This window comes from Marinobacter sp. CA1 (assembly GCF_020546665.1).
Classification (GTDB): domain Bacteria; phylum Pseudomonadota; class Gammaproteobacteria; order Pseudomonadales; family Oleiphilaceae; genus Marinobacter; species Marinobacter xestospongiae.
This window is the reverse complement of record NZ_CP071785.1, coordinates 861,929-882,576: the sequence shown is the minus strand read 5'-3', so window position 1 is coordinate 882,576 and position 20,648 is coordinate 861,929. Positions and strand designations below refer to the sequence as shown.

The window sequence follows — 20,648 nt, the reverse complement described above, 5'->3', positions numbered from 1 at the left end:
CCGACGGGCTGACCCACTTGTCAGAACAGCGCAGCGGCCTTGGCCAGGGCGATGTAGAGCCCGATCAGGAAGGGGATACCCACCGCCAGCCAGGCCATCACCCCGGTCGCACCGAAGCGCCCCCGAGCTGCATCTGCAGCGTTGGCAGCGACACCGCTGTCCTTCTGCAGAGCGCGCTCCCGGGCGAGATCCTCATCGCTCATGTGCAGTGAGTGGTCTACCGGTTTCACCAGACTGTTACAGATCAGCCCCAGTAACAGCAGGCCGGCCATGATGTAGAGGGTGCGGTCATAGACCAATGCGGGTTCGACCCCGGCCTCCAGTTGGCCTTCGCGGATCATCGCAATGATGACCGGGCCCACCAGACCGGCGGCGGTCCAGGCGGTCAGCAGCCGACCGTGGATGGCGCCGACCATCTGGGTGCCAAAGATGTCCGCCAGATAGGCCGGCACGGTGGCAAAGCCGCCGCCATACATGCTGAGGATGACGCAGATCGAAATCACGAACAGCCCCGCCATGCCCAGGTGACCCCAGGTCGGCAGCAGACAGTACATGGCAATGCCCAACACAAAGAAGGTGTAGTAGGTGTTCTTGCGGCCAATCTTGTCAGACAGCGACGCCCAGAACAGCCGACCAACACTGTTGAACAGGCTGATCAGCCCCACCAGGCCGGCCGCAGCCGCCACCACTGCCGCTTGCTGCGCTGCGGTGAGGCCACCGGAGGTGTCATCCAGACCCACCAGGGCCCCGCCGAACACATCCTGCAGCATCGGGCTGGCCATGGAGATCACCGCGATGCCCGCCGTGACGTTGAGGAACAGCACTCCCCAGATCAGCCAGAACTGACGGGTACGCCACGCCACATTGAGATGGACATGGCCGTGAGTAATCATGCCATTGGCGTTGCTGCTGACCGGGGCCTGCCAACCCTCCGGTTTCCAGCCATTGGGTGGTACCCGGAAACTGAGCGCACCGGCGCCCATGGCAAGAAAATAGACCACCCCCATCACAATCAGGGTGCTGGCAACGCCGGTGCCGCCGTTCTGGCCAAAATAGTCCATAAGCCATACCGCCAGCGGCGCGCCTACCATGGCGCCGCCGCCGTAGCCCATGATGGCAAAGCCGGTGGCCATGCCACGACGATCCGGGAACCATTTGATCAGCGTCGATACCGGGGTGATGTAACCCAGGCCCTGACCAATGCCCCCCAGCACACCGCAACCGAGGTACAACAGCCACAGCTGATGGGTCATGACGCCGACCCCGCCCAGCACCAGACCACCACCCCAGCACAGCGCCGCGATGGCCCCGGCCTTGCGGGGGCCGGCATGTTCCAGCCAGGCGCCCCAGAGCGCGGCGGATATCCCCAGCATGCCGATGAAGATACCGAAGGTGTAGGTCACCTGGGACACGGTCCAGTTGCAGGTGGTGGTCGTCAGTGCCTGGAAGAAGCCGATGTCAGCGCAGGCGGCGGTATCTGCCCCTGCGATCAAATTCGACATTGGCAGCCAGAATACCGAAAAGCCGTATGCCATCCCGATACAGAGGTGAATCGCCAGCGCCGAGGTTGGCGCCAGCCAACGATTGAAGCCCGGTCCGGCGATGGTGTTTTCACGGTTGAAAAAACCCGGTTTCGGCTCGGCTTCGTCACCGTCGTAGACACGATCTCCTGCTACCCCATCCATAAGCGAACTCCGTTCTTGTTATCTGTGTTGTACGTTCTGATGTTGGCGCCCAAGTTATGAATGAAGGTGCATAACCACAAACGCCCAATAGCGACATTGATTTGAGTCAATGACGGTATCGGTCACAACTAGCCGAAGGTATTATGAAAATTCATTCATAGATTAAAAGAGAATGATGACAGCGTGGCCCGGGCACCGGTAAACCCCGTCGGGCAGGAATCAGCGGTGCGGATCAATGTGCGTGTGGGGGCCGGCAGCGGTACTTTTGGCCCAGTACCAAAGAATGATCGCCGGCAAGACGCAGGAAAACGGCAGGAAAGTGGCCCCGGTCTGAACACCGAGGCCGCGGAATCAATCCACCGACAGGTCGGCGTTGATGATGTAGAGGCGATTGCCATCCACAGTATTGGCATCAAGCATTTTCTGCTCCAGCACGCCGCCGCTGGACCAGGTGGCGAAATCGTCGTCGTTCAGCACCCCGAGGCGCTGGTTATCGATCAGCCACAGGCCTTCCATCTTGTCGTGGGGATAGTTCACCTCAGCCACCATATCCACCACCAGGGACTTGCTCACCGGCACAATACCGGCGGCGGTCAGCGCCCCCCAGCCCTGTTCCAGCACCACTTCCTCCAGGGTTTTGCCTGCCAGGGTCAGCCCCAGCGCCGGATTCTGAGCTAGGTCACCGTTGAGGGCGATGGTTTCCAGGTTGGTACCGCTGGACAGGTCAATCCGGTACACCTGCTTCTGGGCATCCGGCTTGGCAGCGCCCGCGCCATTGGGGCCACCGTAGAGGAAGCTGCCGTCACGCTCCAGCACCAGAAACTCGGTATCGCTGAGGGCGAGGATTTCTGAGTTGGAGTTCTGGGTTTTCTGCTGGCGGTAAAGGTACTGGCCAATGGCGCCGGTCTCCAGATTCACGGTGACGAGACGGGTGATGTCCAGATCCTTCACCGCACTGCCCGGGTTGTACATAGTCGACTGCATGATCCCCACCAGGGTGGTCTCATCCGGCGTTACCGCCAGACCTTCCATACCCCGGTTGGCGCGGCGGTTGGCAAACTCCGCCGGCAGGTTCAGGCTGACCCGGCTGTCATCGGCGAACGGGTTGATACGACCGATCTCCCGGCCCTCGGCATCAAAATGCACCATGTGCGGGCCGTACTCGTCACTGACCCAGAAGGTGCCATCGGAGAGAGCCACCAGGCCTTCCCCATCCAGGCCATAGTCATCCAGCCGCAGGGGGTTGGTGGTCTCGTCGTAGGGCTGACTGTCATCCACCAGCACGGGAGCACCACTGGCGTGGTAAGGCGTCTCGCCGGTACCACCCAGCGCGGAGGTGTTGGGCAGTCCGGTGATGTGACTGCCGTCCGGCCGCTTCAGCAGGATGCTGTTCAGATGCGTCACCACACCATCCGATTGAACCTCAAACAGCCCGATACGCGGGGTGTAGTCAGGCGTGGGGAACACCTTGCCCTTGCCGTGATCGCCGGTAAACGAGGCGTTGGGGCCGCGGTCGGTCAGGGCATAGAAGCGGGTCGGACTTGAGGGATGGGCCGTCATCGCCGACCCGAAGCCGCCATTGCGAACCTCAAAACTCTGCTGGGTTTTGCCGTCGATCAGGTCATCCCGTAACACCTGGAAGGGCAACAGCGCCCCTTCAGCGGGAAAACTGTCGAAGACCGCCGCCGGGGTGGTGCCATCATCGTCGTCACTGCAACCCACCAGCAGTGTGGACGTCAGCAGGGAGGCCAGGAGCAGTGTAGTTCTGTTCATTGTTTGATTCCTTGTCACGTGAGGCAGGCCCCGAGCCGGCACCGGATGGAGTACCGCAGGTGAAGCCAGCGGCGGGCACAGGCCGGGGAGGCCGCAGACTATCGAACCAACATGACAATTCGTGGTCAGGGCTCTATCGCCACAATCGCCTATGGCGGATTGGTCGGCCAACCGCCACAATCGCCCGCCTCATATCGGAAACGGAATCGCTGCGTTTTCGGTGTTCCACCCATCGACTCCCAGGAGCCTTATGTCCACTGCCAACGCGATCCCGACCCATTCAAGGCTCAAACTGTTCCTGATCGAGTTCGCCCTGGCCATGGGCGGCTTCGGCATCGGCACCGGCGAGTTCGCCATCATGGGGCTGATGCCCAACGTCGCCCAGGATCTGGGCGTCACCGAACCCCAGGTGGGCCATTTGATCAGTGCCTACGCCCTGGGGGTTGTGGTGGGCGCTCCCATTCTCGCCATCCTTGGCGCCCGCCTGTTCCGGCGCCACCTGCTGATCCTGCTGATGGGGTTCTACGCCCTGGGCAACCTCGCCAGCGCCCTGGCCAGCGGGTACGACTCCCTGCTGTTGTTCCGGTTTATCGCTGGCCTCCCCCACGGCGCCTACTTTGGCGTGGCCGCTCTGGTGGCAGCATCGCTGGTGCCGGCCAGTCAGCGGGCCAAGGCGGTAAGCCGGGTGATGATGGGGCTGACCCTGGCCCTGTTGCTGGGCAACCCCCTGGCCACCGTGCTGGGCCAGTATCTGGACTGGCGATACGCCTTTGCCTTTGTCGGCGGGGTGTCGCTGCTGACCATGGCGCTGGTGATTGCGTTCCTGCCACTGGACCGCGACGAGGCTCGCCACAGCCCGCTGAGTGAGATCCGCGCCTTCAACAAACCGGCCATCTGGTTTGCCCTGGCCATTGGCGCCATCGGCTTTGCCGGCATGTTCACCGTGTTCAGTTACCTCGCCCCAACCCTGCTGGAAGTGACCCGGGTGGAACCGGTGTGGATTCCGGTGGCACTGGCGGTGTTTGGTCTCGGAGGCTTCGTTGGCAATCTGCTGGGCGGTTGGCTGTTTGACCGGCTGCAGTTCCGGGCGGTGGGCGCCATACTGATGTTCAGTGCGGCGATGCTGATGCTGTTTCCAGCGGCGTCGGAGTCACTGCCGCTGTTGCTGGTGGTGTGTTTCCTGGTGGCCCTGATGGTGGCGCTGGGGCCCTCATTGCAGACCCACCTGATGGACGTGGCCACCGGCGCCCAGACCCTGGCCGCGGCGTCCCACCATGCCGCATTCAACGTCGCCAACGCCCTGGGGCCCTGGCTGGGCGGGCTGGCGATCACCGCCGGGCTGGGCTGGCAAATCACCGGTTATGTCGGCGCGGCCACCTCGGTGGTGGGACTGCTGATCTTCTTTGCTGCCTGGCGCCAACTGGGTGGAGCCAACCGCGAGGACACCTGCCCGGACGCCGCGAACGGCTAGTATCCCGTGCGGTTAATTCGCTGACCTACTGAGCCACTGATCAGCGCCAAAGCGCTCTAGGCCGAAGCCGCGGCCTGCTCGCCTTCCGCCAACAGGTTGCGCACAAAGCGCTTGCAGAGGGTCTCGCCGGCTTCGAAGCTCTCTTCCGGGTCCAGGCTCAGAGCGCTTCGTAGCCAGAAGCCATCAATCATCGCCGCAGTCTGACGCGCCGCGGCAGTTGCCGGCGCTGGTGGCAGGGCCATGGAAAAGGCGTACCGCAGGTTACTGTAGAGGCGGGCGTTGTTGATCTGCTGCAATCGCTGCAGGCCGGGCTCGTGCATCGAGCGGGCCCAGAAGCTGAGCCAGGTCTTGGCCGCCAGATCGGAACGCTGAAATTCAGAGAAGTTGGACTCGACAATGCAGTCCAGCCGCTGCAGTGCGGACCCGTCGGTGCGAACGATGCGCTCACGGAACTCCCGGCCCAACTGGTCCAGCAGGTAGCGCAAGGCCGCTTCGATCAGCCCCTGTTTGCCACCGAAGTAGTGGCTGATGATCCCCGACGACATTCCGGCACGCTTGCTGATGCTGACAATGGTGGTGTTCTGCATGCCCAGCTCGGCGATTGACGCCATGGTGGCATCAATCAGCTGCTGCCTGCGTGTATCCCTGACTCCAACAATCGGCATGTCTGTTCCATTCCCAACCGGCGGTGGCAAAAAGGGCAAGACTGCAAAATTGGCGGCCGCGAATCAACCATTTCCGTTCACCATCCGTACTATTCGCGATGCGCCATGGCCGCCGTCACCCTCCATAACCGGCCGCCATGGGGTAGGTAAACAGCACCAGGTGGGCCAGATTCAGCAACCAGTGCACCATCACCGCCCAGAGCAATCGACCGGTCCACAGGTACGCCAGGCCATAAAGCACGCCGGCCAGCGTGGCCACCAGCACATAGGCCCAGCCCCCCGGAAAATGCACCAACCCGAACAACAGGCCCGACAAACCAAGGGCGATGATCCAGCCAAAGCGGATCAGCAGCTGACGCAACACAATGCCCCGGAACAGCAGCTCCTCCGCCAGGCAGGTGTTCAACAGGTTGGTCAACGCGAACACCCAGAACCACACCGACCATCCAGGCCGCCACTGCACCAGCCCCAATGCCATGGCCGACAGCATGACCAGCCCCAGGCCAAGCACCAGCAACAGCGGCGTCAATACCGCCACGAATCGACGCCGCGGCGTAATGCTCTGGCGAAACAGCGGCAGCCATGCCAGTAGCGACCAGGCCACCCAGATCTTGTCATGGTTGAAGTACAGGTCGGTGGCGATACTGTCGGGCTTCAGCGTGACCTGTTCGGCTAACAGCAGGCCGTCGTACCCTGGCGCCTGGTGAATCACCAGCGGCACACTGGCAGCAAACCAGAGGCCATAGCGCAGGTAACGGACCCAGCGCCGCACCGGCCACTCCGCCATCCACGCGGTCAGCACCAGATAACCCAGCAGGTACCCGGCGAACACCGGCGTCACATACTCCACCAGTACCGCCACCAGCAGCACCAGCAACGCCCCCAGATACCGGGGCCAGCGATGCAGGCTCAGGCCGGAGGCAACCAGCAGCAGGGCGCAAAGCGAAGCGAATGGCAGCATAGCGTTCCCTACTCTTGATCCACGGGATCAGATTCCCACCATACCCGGAACCTGAAGGCCGGGTACGCCCTCTGGACCAGAGGCAATTCTGGATTGACGAAAGGTAATGATATCAGAGGAAACATCGTACCTTTCACCGCAACGTCTCGGAATATCAGGCGATCCGCAATCGCCAAAGCTGCCGGCATCCGGCCAGTCGGGCCTGAAAGGGGGATCGCCATTATCATCGACCGCCAATAGCGATTAGAATATCGGCCCCCTGATTGCCAGGGACCCGATACGGCCACAGAACCACAGCGGTGACCCGCACCCGATGACCCAAGCCCCAGCTTCCAGAATGTCGCCTTCCCGTGTCCGGCTGTTGCAGCTGCTGGCGGATGCCGGCGCGCCTGTGGGGGACGACCGGTTGCCGTGTCTGTCCGAGCGGCTGGGGCGGTTGTTCGGGCTCGGAGATACCATGAACCTGGAGGCCGCCCTGGCCTTCCGTAGGCGCTCGGGTGGCCTCGGCGGCACCGCTACGCTGGAGCGGCTGTGTCAGGAACTGGCCCGTATCCGCCGAACCCTGACCGCCAAGATTCAGCAGTACGGCGAAGACGCCGACCGCAGCGCTCCGGCCTTTGCACCGTTGCAGGAGGCCTATCTCGCCCGCCAGCGCGAACTGGCCGCCGCCAGTCGCCAGTTCCGGAGCAAAGTCCGCTCGGCGCTGGCCGACCAGGGACCGGCGCTGGCCAAGCTGGGCGAGCTGGATGCCGTGTTCGATCATACCCTGGCGGCTTTCACCAGCCAGGGCTTTGCCAACATTCCCCGGGTCCTGGAGCAGCGCTTCCAGGCCCTACAGACCTCCGCCACCGAGGCACCGGCAACCGATGCCGGAGGCTGGTTCCATCAGTACTGCGAGGAAGCGCAGGGCCTGTTACTCGCCGAACTGGATGTTCGGCTGGAACCCACACTCGGTCTGCTGGAGGCGTTTCACAACGAGGTAAGCAATACCCCATGAGTCGATTGTTCTTCGCCCTCGCGTTCGTTCTTGGTGCCGCCGTGGTGACCTGGATCGGACTGGGCTTTCGTGATTCCGACCCGCTGGCACTCACGGTGACCGTCATCATCGCCGCGGTCTATGGTTTGGGCTTTGCCGAGCTGGTGGGCTTTCGCCGCAGCAGTCGCCAGCTCGCCGAATGCCTGCGCCAGCCACCGGCGCAGCGGGACCAGCTTGATGAGTGGCTTGCCGATCTGCCCCAGGCCATCCAGCACACTGTCCGGCGCCGGCTGGACGGCCATTCCGCCGCCCTGCCCGGCCCGCAACTGACGCCTTACCTGTCAGGGCTATTGGTGATGCTGGGGTTACTGGGCACCTTTGCCGGCATGATTGTCACCCTTAACGGTGCCGCCTCGGCTCTCGGCGGCAGCACCGAGCTGAGCGTGATTCGTGGCGCGCTGGCGGCGCCCATCGCCGGTCTCAGCCTGGCGTTCGGCACCTCCATTGCCGGCGTCGCCGGTTCTGCCATGCTGGGACTGGCTGCCACCCTGAGCCGTCGCGACCGGGCCCAGCTCTCCCGCCAGCTCGACCACACACTGCAGCAGCAACTGCACCACCTGTCGCTCGACCACCAACGCCAACAGGCCTACCAGGCCCTTGAGAGTCAGGCCCAGGCCTGGCCGGAGATGGTCTCGGCCATGCAGGCCATGACCAGCCGCATGGAGCAGCTGGGGGACCAGCTCGGTCAGACCCTGACCAGCAACCAGCAGGAATTCCACAACACCGTGGGCGATCACTACCAGACGCTGGCAGACTCGGTCGCGCAGTCGCTACAGCAAGCCCTGGAACGCAGTGGTCAGCTTACCGCCGAACGCATCGAGCCGATGGTCCGCGACACCATGGCCGCCCTCAGCGAGCAGGCCGGCGACCTGCATCAACGCTGGTCTGACACCACCGGGCAGCAGCTGACCCGGCTCACAGACACCCTGCAAAGCGCCAGTAATCAGGCCGCGGAGCAATGGCGTCAGGGCATTGAGCAGCAGGCCCAGGCCCAGGCCCGCACCACCGAAAGCTGGCAGAGCGCTCTGGACCGCCAGCAGCAACAATTCCAGGCCACCACCGAGCAGCTGCTGGCGCGGATCGACCAGCAACAGCAGCAACGTCACGCCGACAGCGCGGCACAGATGGCCAGCCTGAGCGAGGCGTTCAGCGAAGCCACCACCACCGCTGCCGAGAACTGGCGGCAAACCCTGGACCGCCAGCAACAGGCCGCAGCCGAGCAGCAGCAGGCTCTGTTGGAGAACGGACAACAACGCCAGCAGCAGCAGGCGGAACAGATGCAGCAGTGGCTCACCGACCTGCAACAGAGCCAACAGGCGCTGCTGGAGCAAAGCCGCGCGCAGCTGGGTGAGCTGGGCGAGCGCCTGCAACAGGCCTCGGTCCAGACCGCGGAACACTGGCAGCAGGGACTGGCGCAACAACAGCGAAGCAGCAACGCCCTCGCTGCCACCCTGCAGACCGCGCTGGAAAGCCACCAGCAGCGCTTCGCGCAGGACGCCGATCAGCTGGTGGCCAACCAGCGGCAGGGGCTGGACGCTCTGGTCACCACCCTGACCGAACAGCTCAGTCAGCTCCATGCCCAGGAAAGCGAACGCAGCGATGCCGCCGTGCAGCGGTTGCACGCCCTGGAAGCAACCGTTGGCCGCCACCTGGGTGAGCTGGGCACCGCCCTGGAGGCCCCAATGACCCGGCTGATCGAAACCGCCTCGGAGACCCCGAAGGCGGCAGCGGATGCCATCCAGCAACTCAAGGCCGAGATGATTCGCAACAGCGAGCGTGAGAACCAGTTGCTGGAAGAACGCCAGCGCCTGGTCAGCGAACTCGACGGCCTGCTGGAAAGCCAGCGTCAGGCCACCGAGGGCCAACGCCAGGCTATCGAGCGTCTGGTCAGCGGTGCCGGCGACACCCTCACCAACCTCGGTGAGCGCTTTGATCAGCTGATCCAGAACCAGGGCGAGCAGTTGGGCCGGATCAGTCAGGACATGGCCGGCAGCAGTGAGGAAGTGGGCGCACTCAGCGAGGCCTTCCACCACGCGGTGGAGCTGTTCGGCAGTGCCAACGAGCAACTGGTCAGTCGCCTCGGTGAGGTCCGGCAGGCGCTGGAGGCGGCCACCAGCCGCCACGATGAGCAACTGGCCTATTACGTCGCCCAGGCCCGGGAAGTGATTGACCTCAGCCTCAGCTCCCAGCAGGAGGTCATCGACGCCGTGGCCGCCCTGCAGCGCGACCAGAACGAGACCGCCGGAGCCAGCTGATGGACGAGCTTCAAGACAGCGACGGTCAGGCCACGCCGGTCTGGGCGATCTTCTCCGACCTGATGGCGGCACTGGTGGGCATTCTGGTGCTGATCCTGGTCTGGGTGATTGGGGTTCAGCTGGAGCTCAGCCAGTCCCTGGCGGAGGAAAAGCAACGACGGATTGCCGAGGAGCAGCGCCGACTGGCCGAGGAAGAGCGCCGCATGGCGCTGGAAGAGGCCCTAGCAACACCGCTGGCCCGGGGCCAGGTGACGTTCCGTGACGGCCGCATCGGCATCAGCGGCAGCGTGCTGTTCGAGCTCAACTCCGATCAGCTGCAGGCCGATGGCGCCGACCTGCTGCACTCACTGGTCCAGCCCCTGCAGGCCTACCTGGACGAGCACGACGAACTGCTGATGGTCAGTGGCTTTACCGATGACCTGCCCATTCACCGGGGCAACCGGCGCTACCAGGACAACTGGGGCCTGTCGGCCCAGCGCGCGCTGACCGTCACCCGAACCCTGATTGACCAGGGGCTGCCCAATGACCGGGTGTTTGCCGCCGCGTTCGGCCCACACCACCCGGCGGTACCCAACGACGATGCCGAGGCCCGTGCCCGCAACCGGCGGGTGGAGATCAGCACCGTGCCCCGGTCAAGTGCCGCCCAACCGCAAACCGAACCGTCCCCGGAAACGCCACCGGCAGCACCGGGTCAGGAAACCGTGGATGGTGGCGGTGATGGCTGACACTCCGCCCACCGACGCGCCACAGGCCTCTGCCCTCGCCCGCGCCCGCCACCAGCTCACGGCGCTGAAGGCCAGCGACGCCCAGCACTTGGTGCCGGTACGACTGCGCTATCTGGAGGCATTGTACCAACGGCTGGAGCGGCGGAACCTGCACCAGGCAGCGGCCAGCGAGCGCCTGCTACAGGCCGTGCGGGACTGCCAGTGCGACGTTGAACAGCAACGGCAAAACCTCGCCACAGCCGCTGCGGCGAGAGAGAATGGGAAAGCGGAAACGGAGAACAGGGAGAAGACAGAGTCCGGGCCTGCAACCCGGCGGTTATCGCCACTGAGCAGCCTGGTGGCGGAGCTCAACGTCGCAGCCACCCCGGTACCGGAGGTGAAGCCATCGCCCCTGGCCAGCCTGATGGGCATGGCACCGTCTCAGGCCGACGGCACCACCAACTCGGCGGCAAATAGCGACCAGCCCAAACCGCTTCGGGCGATGACCCAGATGCGTCAGGCCCAGGGCCATCAGGCCCTGGAGCAGCGAATCCGCGATGCCATCGAACGCACCCCGGCCGACGCTGGCCCCATGAACCCCCACCGACTGGTCAGCCGCGCCATCCGCGACCTGCAGACCCTGTCGCCGGACTACCTGCAGCGGTTTGCCGGCTATGTGGACACCTTACTGGCACTGGAGAAAATGGGGCGCAAGGCGCCTTAAACTGCCAGCTTGTCCTGGGTGCGTAACTCGAAATCACTGGCATCGTGACGCTCATGCAACTGCTCGGCTGGATCGCCCCAGGTGCGATTAACCATCCGGCCACGCTGCACCGCCGGACGCTGGGCAATGTCCTCCGCCCAGCGCTGGACATGAGTATAGGACGCAACGTCCAGGAACTCGCCGGCGTCATACAGTGCATTGCGAACCAGGGCACCGTACCAGGGCCAGACGGCAATGTCGGCAATGCTGTACTCGTCCCCCGCCAGGTAACGGTGAGCGGCCAGATGACGGTCCAGCACGTCCAGCTGTCGCTTCACTTCCATGGTGTAGCGGTCGATCGGGTACTCGTACTTCTCCGGCGCATAAGCGTAGAAGTGACCAAACCCACCGCCCAGGATGGGCGCACTGGCCATCTGCCAGAACAGCCAGGACATGCACTCCGTGCGTTTTGCCGGGTCCTGCGGCAGCAGGGCACCAAACTTCTCGGCCAAGTACAGCAGAATGGCGCCGGACTCGAACACCCGCTGCGGCGGATTGACACTGTGATCCACCATCGCAGGGATCTTGGAGTTCGGGTTCACCGCCACAAACCCACTGCCGAACTGATCACCGTCCAGAATGCGGATCAGATGCGCGTCGTACTCGGCCCCCTCGAACCCCAGTGCCAGCAATTCCTCCAGCATTATCGTGACCTTGACGCCGTTGGGCGTGGCCAGGGAATAGAGCTGCAGCGGATGCCGTCCCACCGGAAGTTCACGCTCGTGGGTGGCTCCGGCGATGGGCCGGTTGATGCTGGCGAATTCGCCGCCGTTACCGGCTTCCCATTGCCAGACCCGGGGTGGTACGTAACTGCCTTCGGACATGTCAGGACTCCTTTGGGGTGTCGTTTACAACCCGGGCCTGCAGCCCGGACGGTTGACTCACTGAACGGAGATATGGGGCCGACGCCGATGGAATCCAATGGCGAACGCCACGCAAGCGTCGGGGATTGCCTACACTGAGGGGTGTCTGCATTGGTAAAGGCCGATGCCACGCATCAAGGGAGACCGACATGTACAAGAAGATTCTGGTTCCGGTGGATCTGAACCACCTCGACAAACTGTCCAAAGCCCTGAGCACCGCCGTCGACATTGCCCGTCATTACCAGGCCACACTGTGCTACATCACCGTCAGCAACAGCACGCCGTCCCCCGCTGCCCACAACAGCGAAGAGCTGAAAACAAAGCTGCAAGAGTTCGCCCGCGAGCAGGGGGACCAGCATGCCATCGCAACCGAGACCCTGTTCATCGAATCGCCGGACACCGCCGTGGAGCTGGATGACGACCTGCTGACCGCGATCGAACAGACCGGCGCCGATCTGGTGGTGATGGCCTCACACCCACCAGGCGTGGCTGACCGGCTGCACATCCTGCGATCCAATGGTGCCACCCTGCTACGACACAGCGACGTATCGATGTTCGTGGTGCGCTGAGGCGCCGCTTGGTGAATGCGCAGGTGGGGCGTTAGACGCCGCTAATCCGTTGTCGCCTGCCGGGCGAAGTTGGCCAGCGCTTGGGTCATCTTGGCGAGAACCGCGTCGCAGCCTTCAATGTTGTGACGTTCCGCCAGATAGGCAGGGTCGTTGTAGCCCAGCCAGACGTTGCCATCGGCGTCCTGCCACACCAGGGCCTTGAGCGGCAGATCGATCGCGACGGAGGGCGCACAGTGCATCAGCGGCGTGCCAGCCTTGGGATTGCCAAACACCACTACCTCGGTCGGCGGCAGAGTCAGCCCGACACCCTCGGCGCCGGCACGATGGTCGATGCGATCAAACACCGTCATACCCCGGGCCTCCAGGTTCGTTACCAGACGATCAGCCGTCTCGGCCACGCTGTGTTCGCTGGCCACCCGTACCAGCCCATCGGCGGCCTGGGCACCCAACGACACAGAAGCCAGTACCAGGGCAAGTAATGGCGCTATCGAACGACGTGACAACATGGGCAGTTCTCCTTTCAGTTCCATCCAGAAAGCCCAAGTCTAGCTCAGTCGCTCAAGCCACGTCGGCCTCTGACTTGGCCTCAGGCAATCAGGCCTCCCCCGCCGCCTTGGCGTCGGCCTGCTTGTCCACCTTGTGCTGGTCCTCGGAGCGCCCTTCACGCCAGTAGCTGCTGACGTAGCGCTGGCGCCGCTCAATGCCCCGGTCCGGGCTGAAGTACTGGCGCAGCCGGCGCATGGTGGAAAACTCACAGGCCACCCAGACCGCCGGCGCACCGTCCTCCAGCCAGGGCAGTTCGCGGACCCGGGATTCCAGGTTCTCGGTGTCGGATTTCACCACCCAGATCAGCTCCACGCCCGCCGGCTTCTCGAGGGCCTGACGATCGTCCTGGTGATTGATCTCGATCACCGCGTAGCCGCGGCTGTCTTCGGGCAGTTGCTCGAGGTTGGCACTGATGGCCGGCAAGGCGGTCATGTCGCCGGCAATAAAACACCAGGCCGGCTTGCTGCCCACGCGGCGGGCAGGTCCCGGGCCGGCGATCAGAATGCGGTCGCCCGGCTGGCACCGGCTGGCCCAGCCGGAGGCCGGTCCCGGCTCGCCGTGATCGCCGTGCAATACGAAATCAACGGTGATCATCTGGCGGGCACGATCAAACCGGCGAATGGTGTAGGTACGGAGCTTGGCCTGCTGCCATCCCAGCGCCTCCAGGGCGGCGGGGTCGTCCATCGGCTGCCCCTGCTGGTCAAACGTCAGCTTGATGTAGCCGCCATCCAGTCCATCGGGGAATTCCAGCAGCGACTCCCCCACCAATTCGACCCGTTGCATATTGGGGGTCAGTGACCAGGCGCGGTTGACGCTGACTTCGCGGAAGGTTGGGCTGGGCATGGGTATCTCCCTGTCAATTTGGTGGCATAATGCTACCACTTCACCAATCAATCAGGAATGATTATCAGTTAATGGTCGTGGTATGTCCCTACCTTTCAGGAACGGCCGGTTTCAGCCCGCCAACGGGATCAGGGTCTCGGCGATCGGTGCCCGCAGACTCAGAGCGGCCAACTCGTCGGCGCGGGTGCGCCCGAGGTTGAGGGTGGCAATGGGCTTGCCCCATTCGCTGGAGTAGCGGCAGAAGCGGAACCCCGAGTAAACCATCAGCGAGGAACCAATCACCAGCAGGCCGTCGCTCTGTCGCAGGGTATCCAGCGCGGTGGCCACCCGCTCGCCGGGGACGAAGTCACCGAAGAACACCACGTCCGGCTTGAGAATGCCGCCGCAGCAGGGACAGTCCGCCACTTCAAAATGCTCGGTGGCAACCTCCAGGTCGGCATCGCCATCCGGCGCCGGCGCCGCTGACAAGCCGGCAAACGCCGGGTTCAGATCTTCACACCAGCGATGGACTTGGTCCCGGCTGCCCCGCCACTGGCATCCCATGCAAACCACCTCATCAGCGCGGCCGTGAAGATCCACCACCCGCTGGCTGCCCGCCCGCTGGTGCAGGCGATCCACGTTCTGGGTGACCAGGGTAGTGAATCCCCACTGACCGTCCAGGGCAGCCAACGCCTGATGAGCGGCGTTGGGCTGGGCATTGCGGATGACCGGCCAGCCCACCAGGCTGCGGGCCCAGTACCGCTGGCGCACGGCGGCGTCGGTCATGAAGGCCTGGTGTTGCACCGGTGGCCGTCGTTTCCACTGACCATTGTGATCGCGATAATCCGGAATGCCGGAACCGGTACTGACGCCAGCGCCGGTGAGCACAAACAGCCGCGGATGATGTGCCAGAAACTCCGCCAGGGCCTTGCTGGCCAAAGTCGCCACCTGGGGGGCCGCCGGAACCTCAGAGCACATCGCTGAACACCGCAATGTAGTGACAGGTGCTGCCGCCGAGCACAAACAGGTGCCAGATGGCGTGCATGAACGGGTAACGGTCCAGGACGAAGAAAATCACCCCCACGGAATAGGACACGCCACCGGCGACAATCATGGTCAGACCAAACTCGGAAAAGCTGGTTAGCAACTCCTGGTAGGCCACCACAATCAGCCAGCCCATCACCAGGTAGTTCAGCAGGTGGGCGGTTTCGTAACGGCTGGGTCGGGTGGCCTTGAGCAGGATGCCCGCCAACGCCAGGCCCCAGATCACCGCGAACAGCGACCAGCCCCAGGGCCCGCGCAGATTGACCAGCAGGAAGGGCGTGTAGGTGCCGGCGATCAGCAGATAGATACTGCAGTGATCAATGATGTTGAGGATCGGCTTGGCCCGTTCGTGGCGGATGCCGTGGTACAGGGTGGACGCCAGGTACAGCAGGAACAGACAGCCACCATAGATCGAGACGCCGACGATGCGCCAGGGATCACCATCAAGACTGGCCAGGGTGATCAGGACTGTGGCCGCCGACAGCGCGACCAACGCCCCGATTCCGTGGGTGACGGAGTTGAGAAACTCCTCAACGGCAGACTGTTCCCGGACCGTGCGTCGGTCCACGGCTAGTTCAGACACGGACACTCCTCCCAGGGACCCTGGCACCAGCAAAGTAACCGTCATCCCGATCAGCGAAGCCTGTTCTCCGTGGCGGAAAACAGGCGCAAAAATGGTCTATCAGTTTATACCGGCGGCGAATGTCAGTTCCATGATGGCGTGGATCGACAGCCCTCAGGTCGCCCAACGGAAGGACCGCGCCAGAAAGTCGCCAGCCTCCCGGTCAATAATCTTGCCATGGGCCATAATCAGTCGCTGGGGTTGCCAGGCCAGCATGCGGCGCAGGTGTTCCCGGGTCTGGGCTTTCTTGAACAGGAACGTCATCCGCCAGTCCAGTGGCATCTTGCCGTTGGGCGCCAACACCCCGGCCAACCCTGCCAGACCACGCTGCCAGGGTTTGAAGATCTGCGGATCGATGTTCTCCACCAGGTCGGTGACGATCATCGTGGCGCTAGGGCGATGGAAGAACACACATTCTTCCATCACCTTGGAGCCGGTGAACATCAACTGATCCAGTTCCTGAGACCAGGGGAAGTCGGCGGAATCCGTCAGCTCGCCGTCAAAGTGCAGGTCTTCCCGCTTCGCCATCACTTCCCGGGTACCGTAACTGCGAGCGTCCGGATAGGCCGCCTGCCAGTCGCCAAGGAACAGGTGATGAAGGTGGTTCGGGGCGATCAGAAACGCCACCTCGCCCAATGGCGCCAGTTGCTGCTGCAACGCCTCCGTCAGCCGGATCGGGCTGTGCAGCCAGAGCTGCCCGGAAGCCAACCGCACCACCGTCATCCGGGTCTGGTACGGCATGGCGTAAAAGGGAACGGTTTCGCCTTCAAAGATCCACAGGTTATCGGCCAGGTAGTTCACAGAGACTCCTTTCATGGTCAGGTTGGGCAATCCAGAGTTTCCATCATGCCCCGACCCGGCGCCAGCACCAAGGGCGCCTCGGATCATCTCCGGATCACCTCTGGCCTACAGAGCGGTTCACACACAAGGGTGAGCAACGCCAGGTCAGACCGCCCACAAACCGTGCTAGGCTTTGTGAAGACGCTTTCCCCGGGCCATCCATGTCCAGAATGCCCATGTGCCCAGGATGTAAAAAAGGTACCTGCCGATGAACCAACAACCCTCCGGTGATTGTTCACCTGCCCGCCGCCAGCAATGCCTGCAAACCGCCCGGGATATCGTCCGACGCGACGGCCTGGACGAACTGACCCCGCAACGCCTGGCCAGGGAGCTGGATATTGAAGCCGGGGCCATCGAATCACTGATCGGTTCGCAGCGGGACCTGGTGCGGGCGCTGTATCAAAGCTGGGTGGAAGAGTGGCAACACCGGCTGATGGCGTCCGCTCCCGGATTGCCCAGCGATGCCCTGTTACGCCAGGCCGCCCGGCTCTACCGCGAACTGGCCTGTTCGGACCGGGCGCTGTTCCTGGCATCGACATCGTCTGCCGCCATTGAGGCCGACCTGTTCGGCCTGCTTGCCCGCTCCCCCGCCTTCCAGCTGTTCGCTGACATGGTTAAACAGGGAATGGCGGAACGCCGGTTCCGGGTCAGTGCCGACCCGGAAGCCACGGTGCGCACCCTTTGGGCCGGCGTCCACGGCGCCATCATGCTGGAGGTCTGTGGCAAAATTGACGAACGCAGCGGCCGGCAAAGCCTGGATGAGATGGTCACCCTGCTGATCCGGGGGTTGCAGACCCACCCCGGGAACTAGCCTCGCTCTCCGCCGTTGATGGTGGGACGGCTGGCAACAGCTCCCGCAGGTAATCAGGTGTTGGCTTCACCTGCAGGGCACAGTCGCCGTCACCGAACAACAGTACCGAGCCCGGCACCAGGCTCAGTTGCTCCGGCCGCAAGGAGCGGGCGTCGCCCCTATCGCGGCAACCGATCCAGAACTGCTCTCCCAGCATCACACCCTTACCATTACGAAGCCCAAACACGTTACCAAGCCAGCGCGTGTCAGCCCCATTGGACATTTCAAACCACAGCTCGCCCCTGGGGCCGGCAACCTTCACCAGTTGGCAATCGGACCCGACGTGCAGACAGAACGGGCTGAACTCAGCCAGCTGCGCCAGGATCGCATCGGGCACCTGAGCACCTTGCGGGATCACCGTCACGATGCCAGCGACTTCGGCTATATCGCTGCCATCCACCCGGAGCACGGGTGCCCAGCGGGACTCTTTGCCCAGCGAAGCCTCAAGCCTGGCCAGGGTCGCATCGTCATCCGCCAGCTCCGGCGCTGACTGCAGGCGCTGCAGCGCTTGCAGGCCATAGGTACCCAGATCAAAGCGCAGGTAGTCAAAGTCAAACACCTCCCCCGACACCTCGCCGGAGAGCAGTCGCTCGCTCTGACTGGATGCCGCCCAGGCGCGAAGGTCTGCGATGGGAGTGTTGACGGCCAGCAACACCAGCACCACCACCAGGGCCATGCCCCGATTCAACGCATGCATGGCCGTAAGCGCCCGCGCCCGACGCCACATCAGCAGCAGAGCATAGCCCAGGGTAAACCCGGCAATCAGCACCTGCAGGACGGCGGCCCAAAGCCGGTCAACAGAGAGACCGTACTGCTCAACACGCACTGACAGCGACCAGGCCGCCAGTACCGAGTACACCGGCAGCAGTGCCACCGCGATCAGTACCGCCCGGTTCAGCTCCTGCGGGTACGGCAGGCGGCCATCGTCTGCGGTAAAAACCGCATTAAAGCCAAACAGCACAACCAGGGTCAGCGACATCATCAACGCCGAGGCATGGCCGGTTTGCCATACCTGTTCCAGACCCACAAAGGGCAAGGCGGCCAGGAAAAGCACGTGAATCAGCGCCGCCAGCGGCAACAGAGCACGAATCAGCCCATCACAGACACTGCGAATAGCCGCCAACAGCGTCACCCGTTCGCGAATCAGTGCCAGCCCCCAGCCGACAATCAGAGCAGAGACCGGGTGGATGAACCAGGCCTCCTCGAACAATGACTCAACCCACGATACTCCCACCGCATTGAACAACGCCGCACACAGCACGAGCAGCAGCCAGAACACCAGCAGGAACAGTCCCAACAGAGCCAGCACCAGACACTGCTGCCAGGACAGCGCCAGCATTCGCTCAAACCGAAACACCCGGCCAGTCGCGTCCGGCCCCAGACACCAGCAGCGGAAGAACAGGGCCAGGATAAACACCACCAAAGCCAGGGACGCTGCCGCCCCCAGCTCGCCACTGTCCTGCCAGCCGATGTGCGCACCGACCCAGAACAGTACCGGGGTCAGCCCCAGCAATGGCCAGAGGTTGCGGCGATCCCGCCAGCGCTCCAGTCCCAGGTAGAAGAAGCCCGGCAGCCCGAGGGCCACCGCGTAAAGTCCATACAGCCAACGCAGGTCGGTGGCCGGCCAGACTGCCTCGGTGGTGCTCAGGTACAGCGCATACAGCATGGTGCCCTGGGCCAGGGCCAACAGAATCCATCCCAGCCGTCCCACCTCCCCCGTTGAGGTATTCGTGGTATCCGTCATCCCTGTCCTCTCCTGATTGATTGTCGTCAGCTCGCCGCGCAGGGACGCAATGAGAACACCAGCAGCCCGAACCAGGCGTTGGCCACCAGCAAGGTGAACGTCAGCCCCCACCGGGCAAAGGCCGGCACCGGTCGGTAGCCGGCCAGATACCCGATTATCAGCCACTGGGCCAGCAGCCAGAACCCCGCCAGATACACAAATCCCTCGTAACACGCCATCCCCGGCAAGGTCGCAAAGGCGTACCAGAACCCCAGCACCGTCCCGGTACTCAGCAGGAAAAGAGCGCCGCAGGACAGCCAGACCCGCCAGCGTGGCATGGTGTCTGAGAGCAGGCGTTGGCGGAGACCCGCCAGGTCGTGACTGGGCATGGTGATATGGCTCCTGGTGTTCTGGAAGCGAGGTATTTCGGTTGCAGCTCAACCGCTGGCCGCGGACGTCCGATGGGCCTTGAAGTTTTCCGCCTGCACGAAGATCTCATGATCAAGCAGTGCGATGTTGGCCTGTCCCCGCCTTTGCTCAGTAAACTTTGACATGCCACGCCCCTACTGCAAACGACGGTGTTCCTATTGGACAGTCGATGAATCGATGTTAACGGATTTTATAAAGATTTTGCTGACTATCCTGTTTCTTTACCGGCAGGTAGATGTTGGCTGACAGAGGCTATTCGCCCAAAAACTTTTAGTTCCCAACGTCACCACTAATGGTTGTCAGGTGACAACCTAAAGTTCAAACTGTTCCAAACAACAGGGAAGGTTCATGAGCAGGAAGCGCCACACCGATAAGGATATCGAAGCTGCCCCCTGACACATGCAGAAGCGCAGGGCTGGAGAATTGAGCCCCGATCAGGGCGCGCCTGGGTCCACCTCAAACTGCACCGGCGGCGACCAAGAGGGAGAAAGTGAGCAATGACAACCGACTATGAATTTACGCTGAAGTTTGCGATTCCAGAGACTATTGAGCCTGAGCAACTGGAAGAGCGTCTGTTTGAAGCCGGCTGCGACGACGCCATCCTCGGCCTGGGCCAAACGGGCCGGCTGGTCCTGAACTTTACCCGCGAAGCCAGCTCTGCCGAAGCCGCCCTGGTCAGCGCCCTGAAGGATGTACGCAAGGCCATTCCGGAGGCTCGTTTGGTAGAAGCCGGCCCGGATCTGGTGGGCATTTCCGACATTGCCCGCCTGCTGGACTTCAGCCGCCAGAACATGCGCAAGCTGGTCCAGACCCATCTGGCGTCCTTTCCGCTGCCTCTGCATGAGGGAAAATCCGCCATCTGGCATTTGGCCGATGTGCTGGAATGGTTTATTCAACGCAAGTATCGCCCGGTCAAAGATTCGCTGGTCCAGGTGGCCAAGGCCAGTATGGGGGTCAACCTGGCGAGGGAGTCCAGGCGAGTTAATCCTGAGCTAGAGGAACTGCTTCAGGAAACTCCCTGAGCCCA

20 protein-coding genes are annotated in these 20,648 nt (G+C 63.1%); 8 read left to right on the top strand and 12 right to left on the bottom strand.

From position 1 onward, the window contains the following. Nucleotides 1-20: 20 nt before the first annotated feature. Together J2887_RS04095 and J2887_RS04090 are read right to left on the bottom strand one after the other, a co-directional pair. On the bottom strand, nucleotides 21-1,685 hold the full coding sequence (locus J2887_RS04095) for an OFA family MFS transporter (RefSeq protein WP_227174276.1): 1,665 nt from the start codon (nucleotides 1,683-1,685) through the stop codon (nucleotides 21-23). 351 nt (nucleotides 1,686-2,036) lie between these two features. Further along, on the bottom strand, nucleotides 2,037-3,458 hold the full coding sequence (locus J2887_RS04090; RefSeq protein WP_227174274.1) for an esterase-like activity of phytase family protein: 1,422 nt from the start codon (nucleotides 3,456-3,458) through the stop codon (nucleotides 2,037-2,039). Nucleotides 3,459-3,708: 250 nt separating this feature from the next. Here J2887_RS04090 and J2887_RS04085 point away from each other — a divergent pair, with 250 nt between their 5' ends. Then, nucleotides 3,709-4,929 carry an MFS transporter gene (locus tag J2887_RS04085; RefSeq protein WP_227174272.1) on the top strand — a complete coding sequence of 407 codons (1,221 nt, stop codon included), beginning with the start codon at nucleotides 3,709-3,711 and terminating at the stop codon, nucleotides 4,927-4,929. A gap of 56 nt (nucleotides 4,930-4,985) precedes the next feature. Here the strand turns inward: J2887_RS04085 and betI are convergent, their stop codons facing one another. After that, complete coding sequence (gene betI / locus J2887_RS04080; RefSeq protein WP_227174270.1) at nucleotides 4,986-5,594, bottom strand: transcriptional regulator BetI; 609 nt, start codon at nucleotides 5,592-5,594, stop codon at nucleotides 4,986-4,988. Nucleotides 5,595-5,709: 115 nt separating this feature from the next. Then, nucleotides 5,710-6,555: a CPBP family intramembrane glutamic endopeptidase gene (locus tag J2887_RS04075; protein ID WP_227174268.1), complete on the bottom strand. Its 846-nt coding sequence runs from the start codon at nucleotides 6,553-6,555 to the stop codon at nucleotides 5,710-5,712. 313 nt (nucleotides 6,556-6,868) lie between these two features. On the opposite strand from J2887_RS04075, the gene J2887_RS04070 reads away from it, so the two are divergent. The 4 genes from J2887_RS04070 to J2887_RS04055 are packed head-to-tail and all read left to right on the top strand — an operon-like array spanning nucleotide 6,869 to nucleotide 11,274. Next, on the top strand, nucleotides 6,869-7,552 hold the full coding sequence (locus J2887_RS04070) for a DUF3348 family protein (protein ID WP_227174266.1): 684 nt from the start codon (nucleotides 6,869-6,871) through the stop codon (nucleotides 7,550-7,552). Further along, entirely contained in the window at nucleotides 7,549-9,846 is a 2,298-nt protein-coding gene (locus J2887_RS04065; protein ID WP_227174264.1) for a DUF802 domain-containing protein, read from the top strand. Before J2887_RS04070 ends, J2887_RS04065 begins: the two co-directional genes overlap by 4 nt. Beyond that, complete coding sequence (locus J2887_RS04060) at nucleotides 9,846-10,571, top strand: OmpA family protein (RefSeq protein ID WP_227174262.1); 726 nt, start codon at nucleotides 9,846-9,848, stop codon at nucleotides 10,569-10,571. The genes J2887_RS04065 and J2887_RS04060 overlap by 1 nt, the downstream gene beginning before the upstream one ends. Beyond that, on the top strand, nucleotides 10,564-11,274 hold the full coding sequence (locus tag J2887_RS04055) for a DUF2894 domain-containing protein (RefSeq protein ID WP_227174261.1): 711 nt from the start codon (nucleotides 10,564-10,566) through the stop codon (nucleotides 11,272-11,274). The genes J2887_RS04060 and J2887_RS04055 overlap by 8 nt, the downstream gene beginning before the upstream one ends. On the opposite strand, the gene yghU is transcribed toward J2887_RS04055, so the two are convergent. Next, nucleotides 11,271-12,137, bottom strand: coding sequence for a glutathione-dependent disulfide-bond oxidoreductase (gene yghU / locus J2887_RS04050; protein ID WP_227174259.1), 867 nt, complete (start codon nucleotides 12,135-12,137; stop codon nucleotides 11,271-11,273). The genes J2887_RS04055 and yghU overlap by 4 nt on opposite strands. Nucleotides 12,138-12,325: 188 nt before the next feature. On the opposite strand from yghU, the gene J2887_RS04045 reads away from it, so the two are divergent. After that, nucleotides 12,326-12,745, top strand: a complete 420-nt coding sequence (locus J2887_RS04045; protein ID WP_227174257.1) for a universal stress protein — start codon at nucleotides 12,326-12,328, stop codon at nucleotides 12,743-12,745. A 41-nt stretch (nucleotides 12,746-12,786) separates the two neighbouring features. On the opposite strand, the gene J2887_RS04040 is transcribed toward J2887_RS04045, so the two are convergent. The 5 genes from J2887_RS04040 to J2887_RS04020 all read right to left on the bottom strand — a co-directional run bounded on the left by J2887_RS04040 (nucleotide 12,787) and on the right by J2887_RS04020 (nucleotide 16,580). Next, nucleotides 12,787-13,251: a DUF302 domain-containing protein gene (locus J2887_RS04040; protein ID WP_227174255.1), complete on the bottom strand. Its 465-nt coding sequence runs from the start codon at nucleotides 13,249-13,251 to the stop codon at nucleotides 12,787-12,789. Between the two features lie 88 nt (nucleotides 13,252-13,339). Further along, nucleotides 13,340-14,134 (bottom strand): siderophore-interacting protein, encoded by a 795-nt coding sequence (locus tag J2887_RS04035; protein WP_227174247.1) that lies wholly within the window; start codon nucleotides 14,132-14,134, stop codon nucleotides 13,340-13,342. Nucleotides 14,135-14,245: 111 nt separating this feature from the next. Next, nucleotides 14,246-15,091, bottom strand: a complete 846-nt coding sequence (locus tag J2887_RS04030) for an NAD-dependent protein deacetylase (RefSeq protein ID WP_227174245.1) — start codon at nucleotides 15,089-15,091, stop codon at nucleotides 14,246-14,248. After that, on the bottom strand, nucleotides 15,081-15,740 hold the full coding sequence (gene trhA, locus J2887_RS04025; protein ID WP_227174243.1) for a PAQR family membrane homeostasis protein TrhA: 660 nt from the start codon (nucleotides 15,738-15,740) through the stop codon (nucleotides 15,081-15,083). The genes J2887_RS04030 and trhA overlap by 11 nt, the downstream gene beginning before the upstream one ends. A gap of 153 nt (nucleotides 15,741-15,893) precedes the next feature. Continuing rightward, on the bottom strand, nucleotides 15,894-16,580 hold the full coding sequence (locus J2887_RS04020; RefSeq protein WP_227174241.1) for a DUF4336 domain-containing protein: 687 nt from the start codon (nucleotides 16,578-16,580) through the stop codon (nucleotides 15,894-15,896). A gap of 247 nt (nucleotides 16,581-16,827) precedes the next feature. Between J2887_RS04020 and J2887_RS04015 the strand changes: the two genes are divergently transcribed. Continuing rightward, entirely contained in the window at nucleotides 16,828-17,430 is a 603-nt protein-coding gene (locus J2887_RS04015) for a TetR/AcrR family transcriptional regulator (RefSeq protein ID WP_227174239.1), read from the top strand. Here the strand turns inward: J2887_RS04015 and J2887_RS04010 are convergent. Together J2887_RS04010 and J2887_RS04005 are read right to left on the bottom strand one after the other, a co-directional pair. After that, entirely contained in the window at nucleotides 17,387-19,213 is a 1,827-nt protein-coding gene (locus J2887_RS04010) for a DUF4153 domain-containing protein (protein WP_227174237.1), read from the bottom strand. The genes J2887_RS04015 and J2887_RS04010 overlap by 44 nt on opposite strands. A gap of 26 nt (nucleotides 19,214-19,239) precedes the next feature. Beyond that, nucleotides 19,240-19,581: a hypothetical protein gene (locus tag J2887_RS04005; protein ID WP_227174235.1), complete on the bottom strand. Its 342-nt coding sequence runs from the start codon at nucleotides 19,579-19,581 to the stop codon at nucleotides 19,240-19,242. Between the two features lie 537 nt (nucleotides 19,582-20,118). Here J2887_RS04005 and J2887_RS04000 point away from each other — a divergent pair. Next, nucleotides 20,119-20,643: a helix-turn-helix transcriptional regulator gene (locus J2887_RS04000; protein ID WP_227174233.1), complete on the top strand. Its 525-nt coding sequence runs from the start codon at nucleotides 20,119-20,121 to the stop codon at nucleotides 20,641-20,643. The last annotated feature ends 5 nt before the right edge of the window (nucleotides 20,644-20,648 follow it).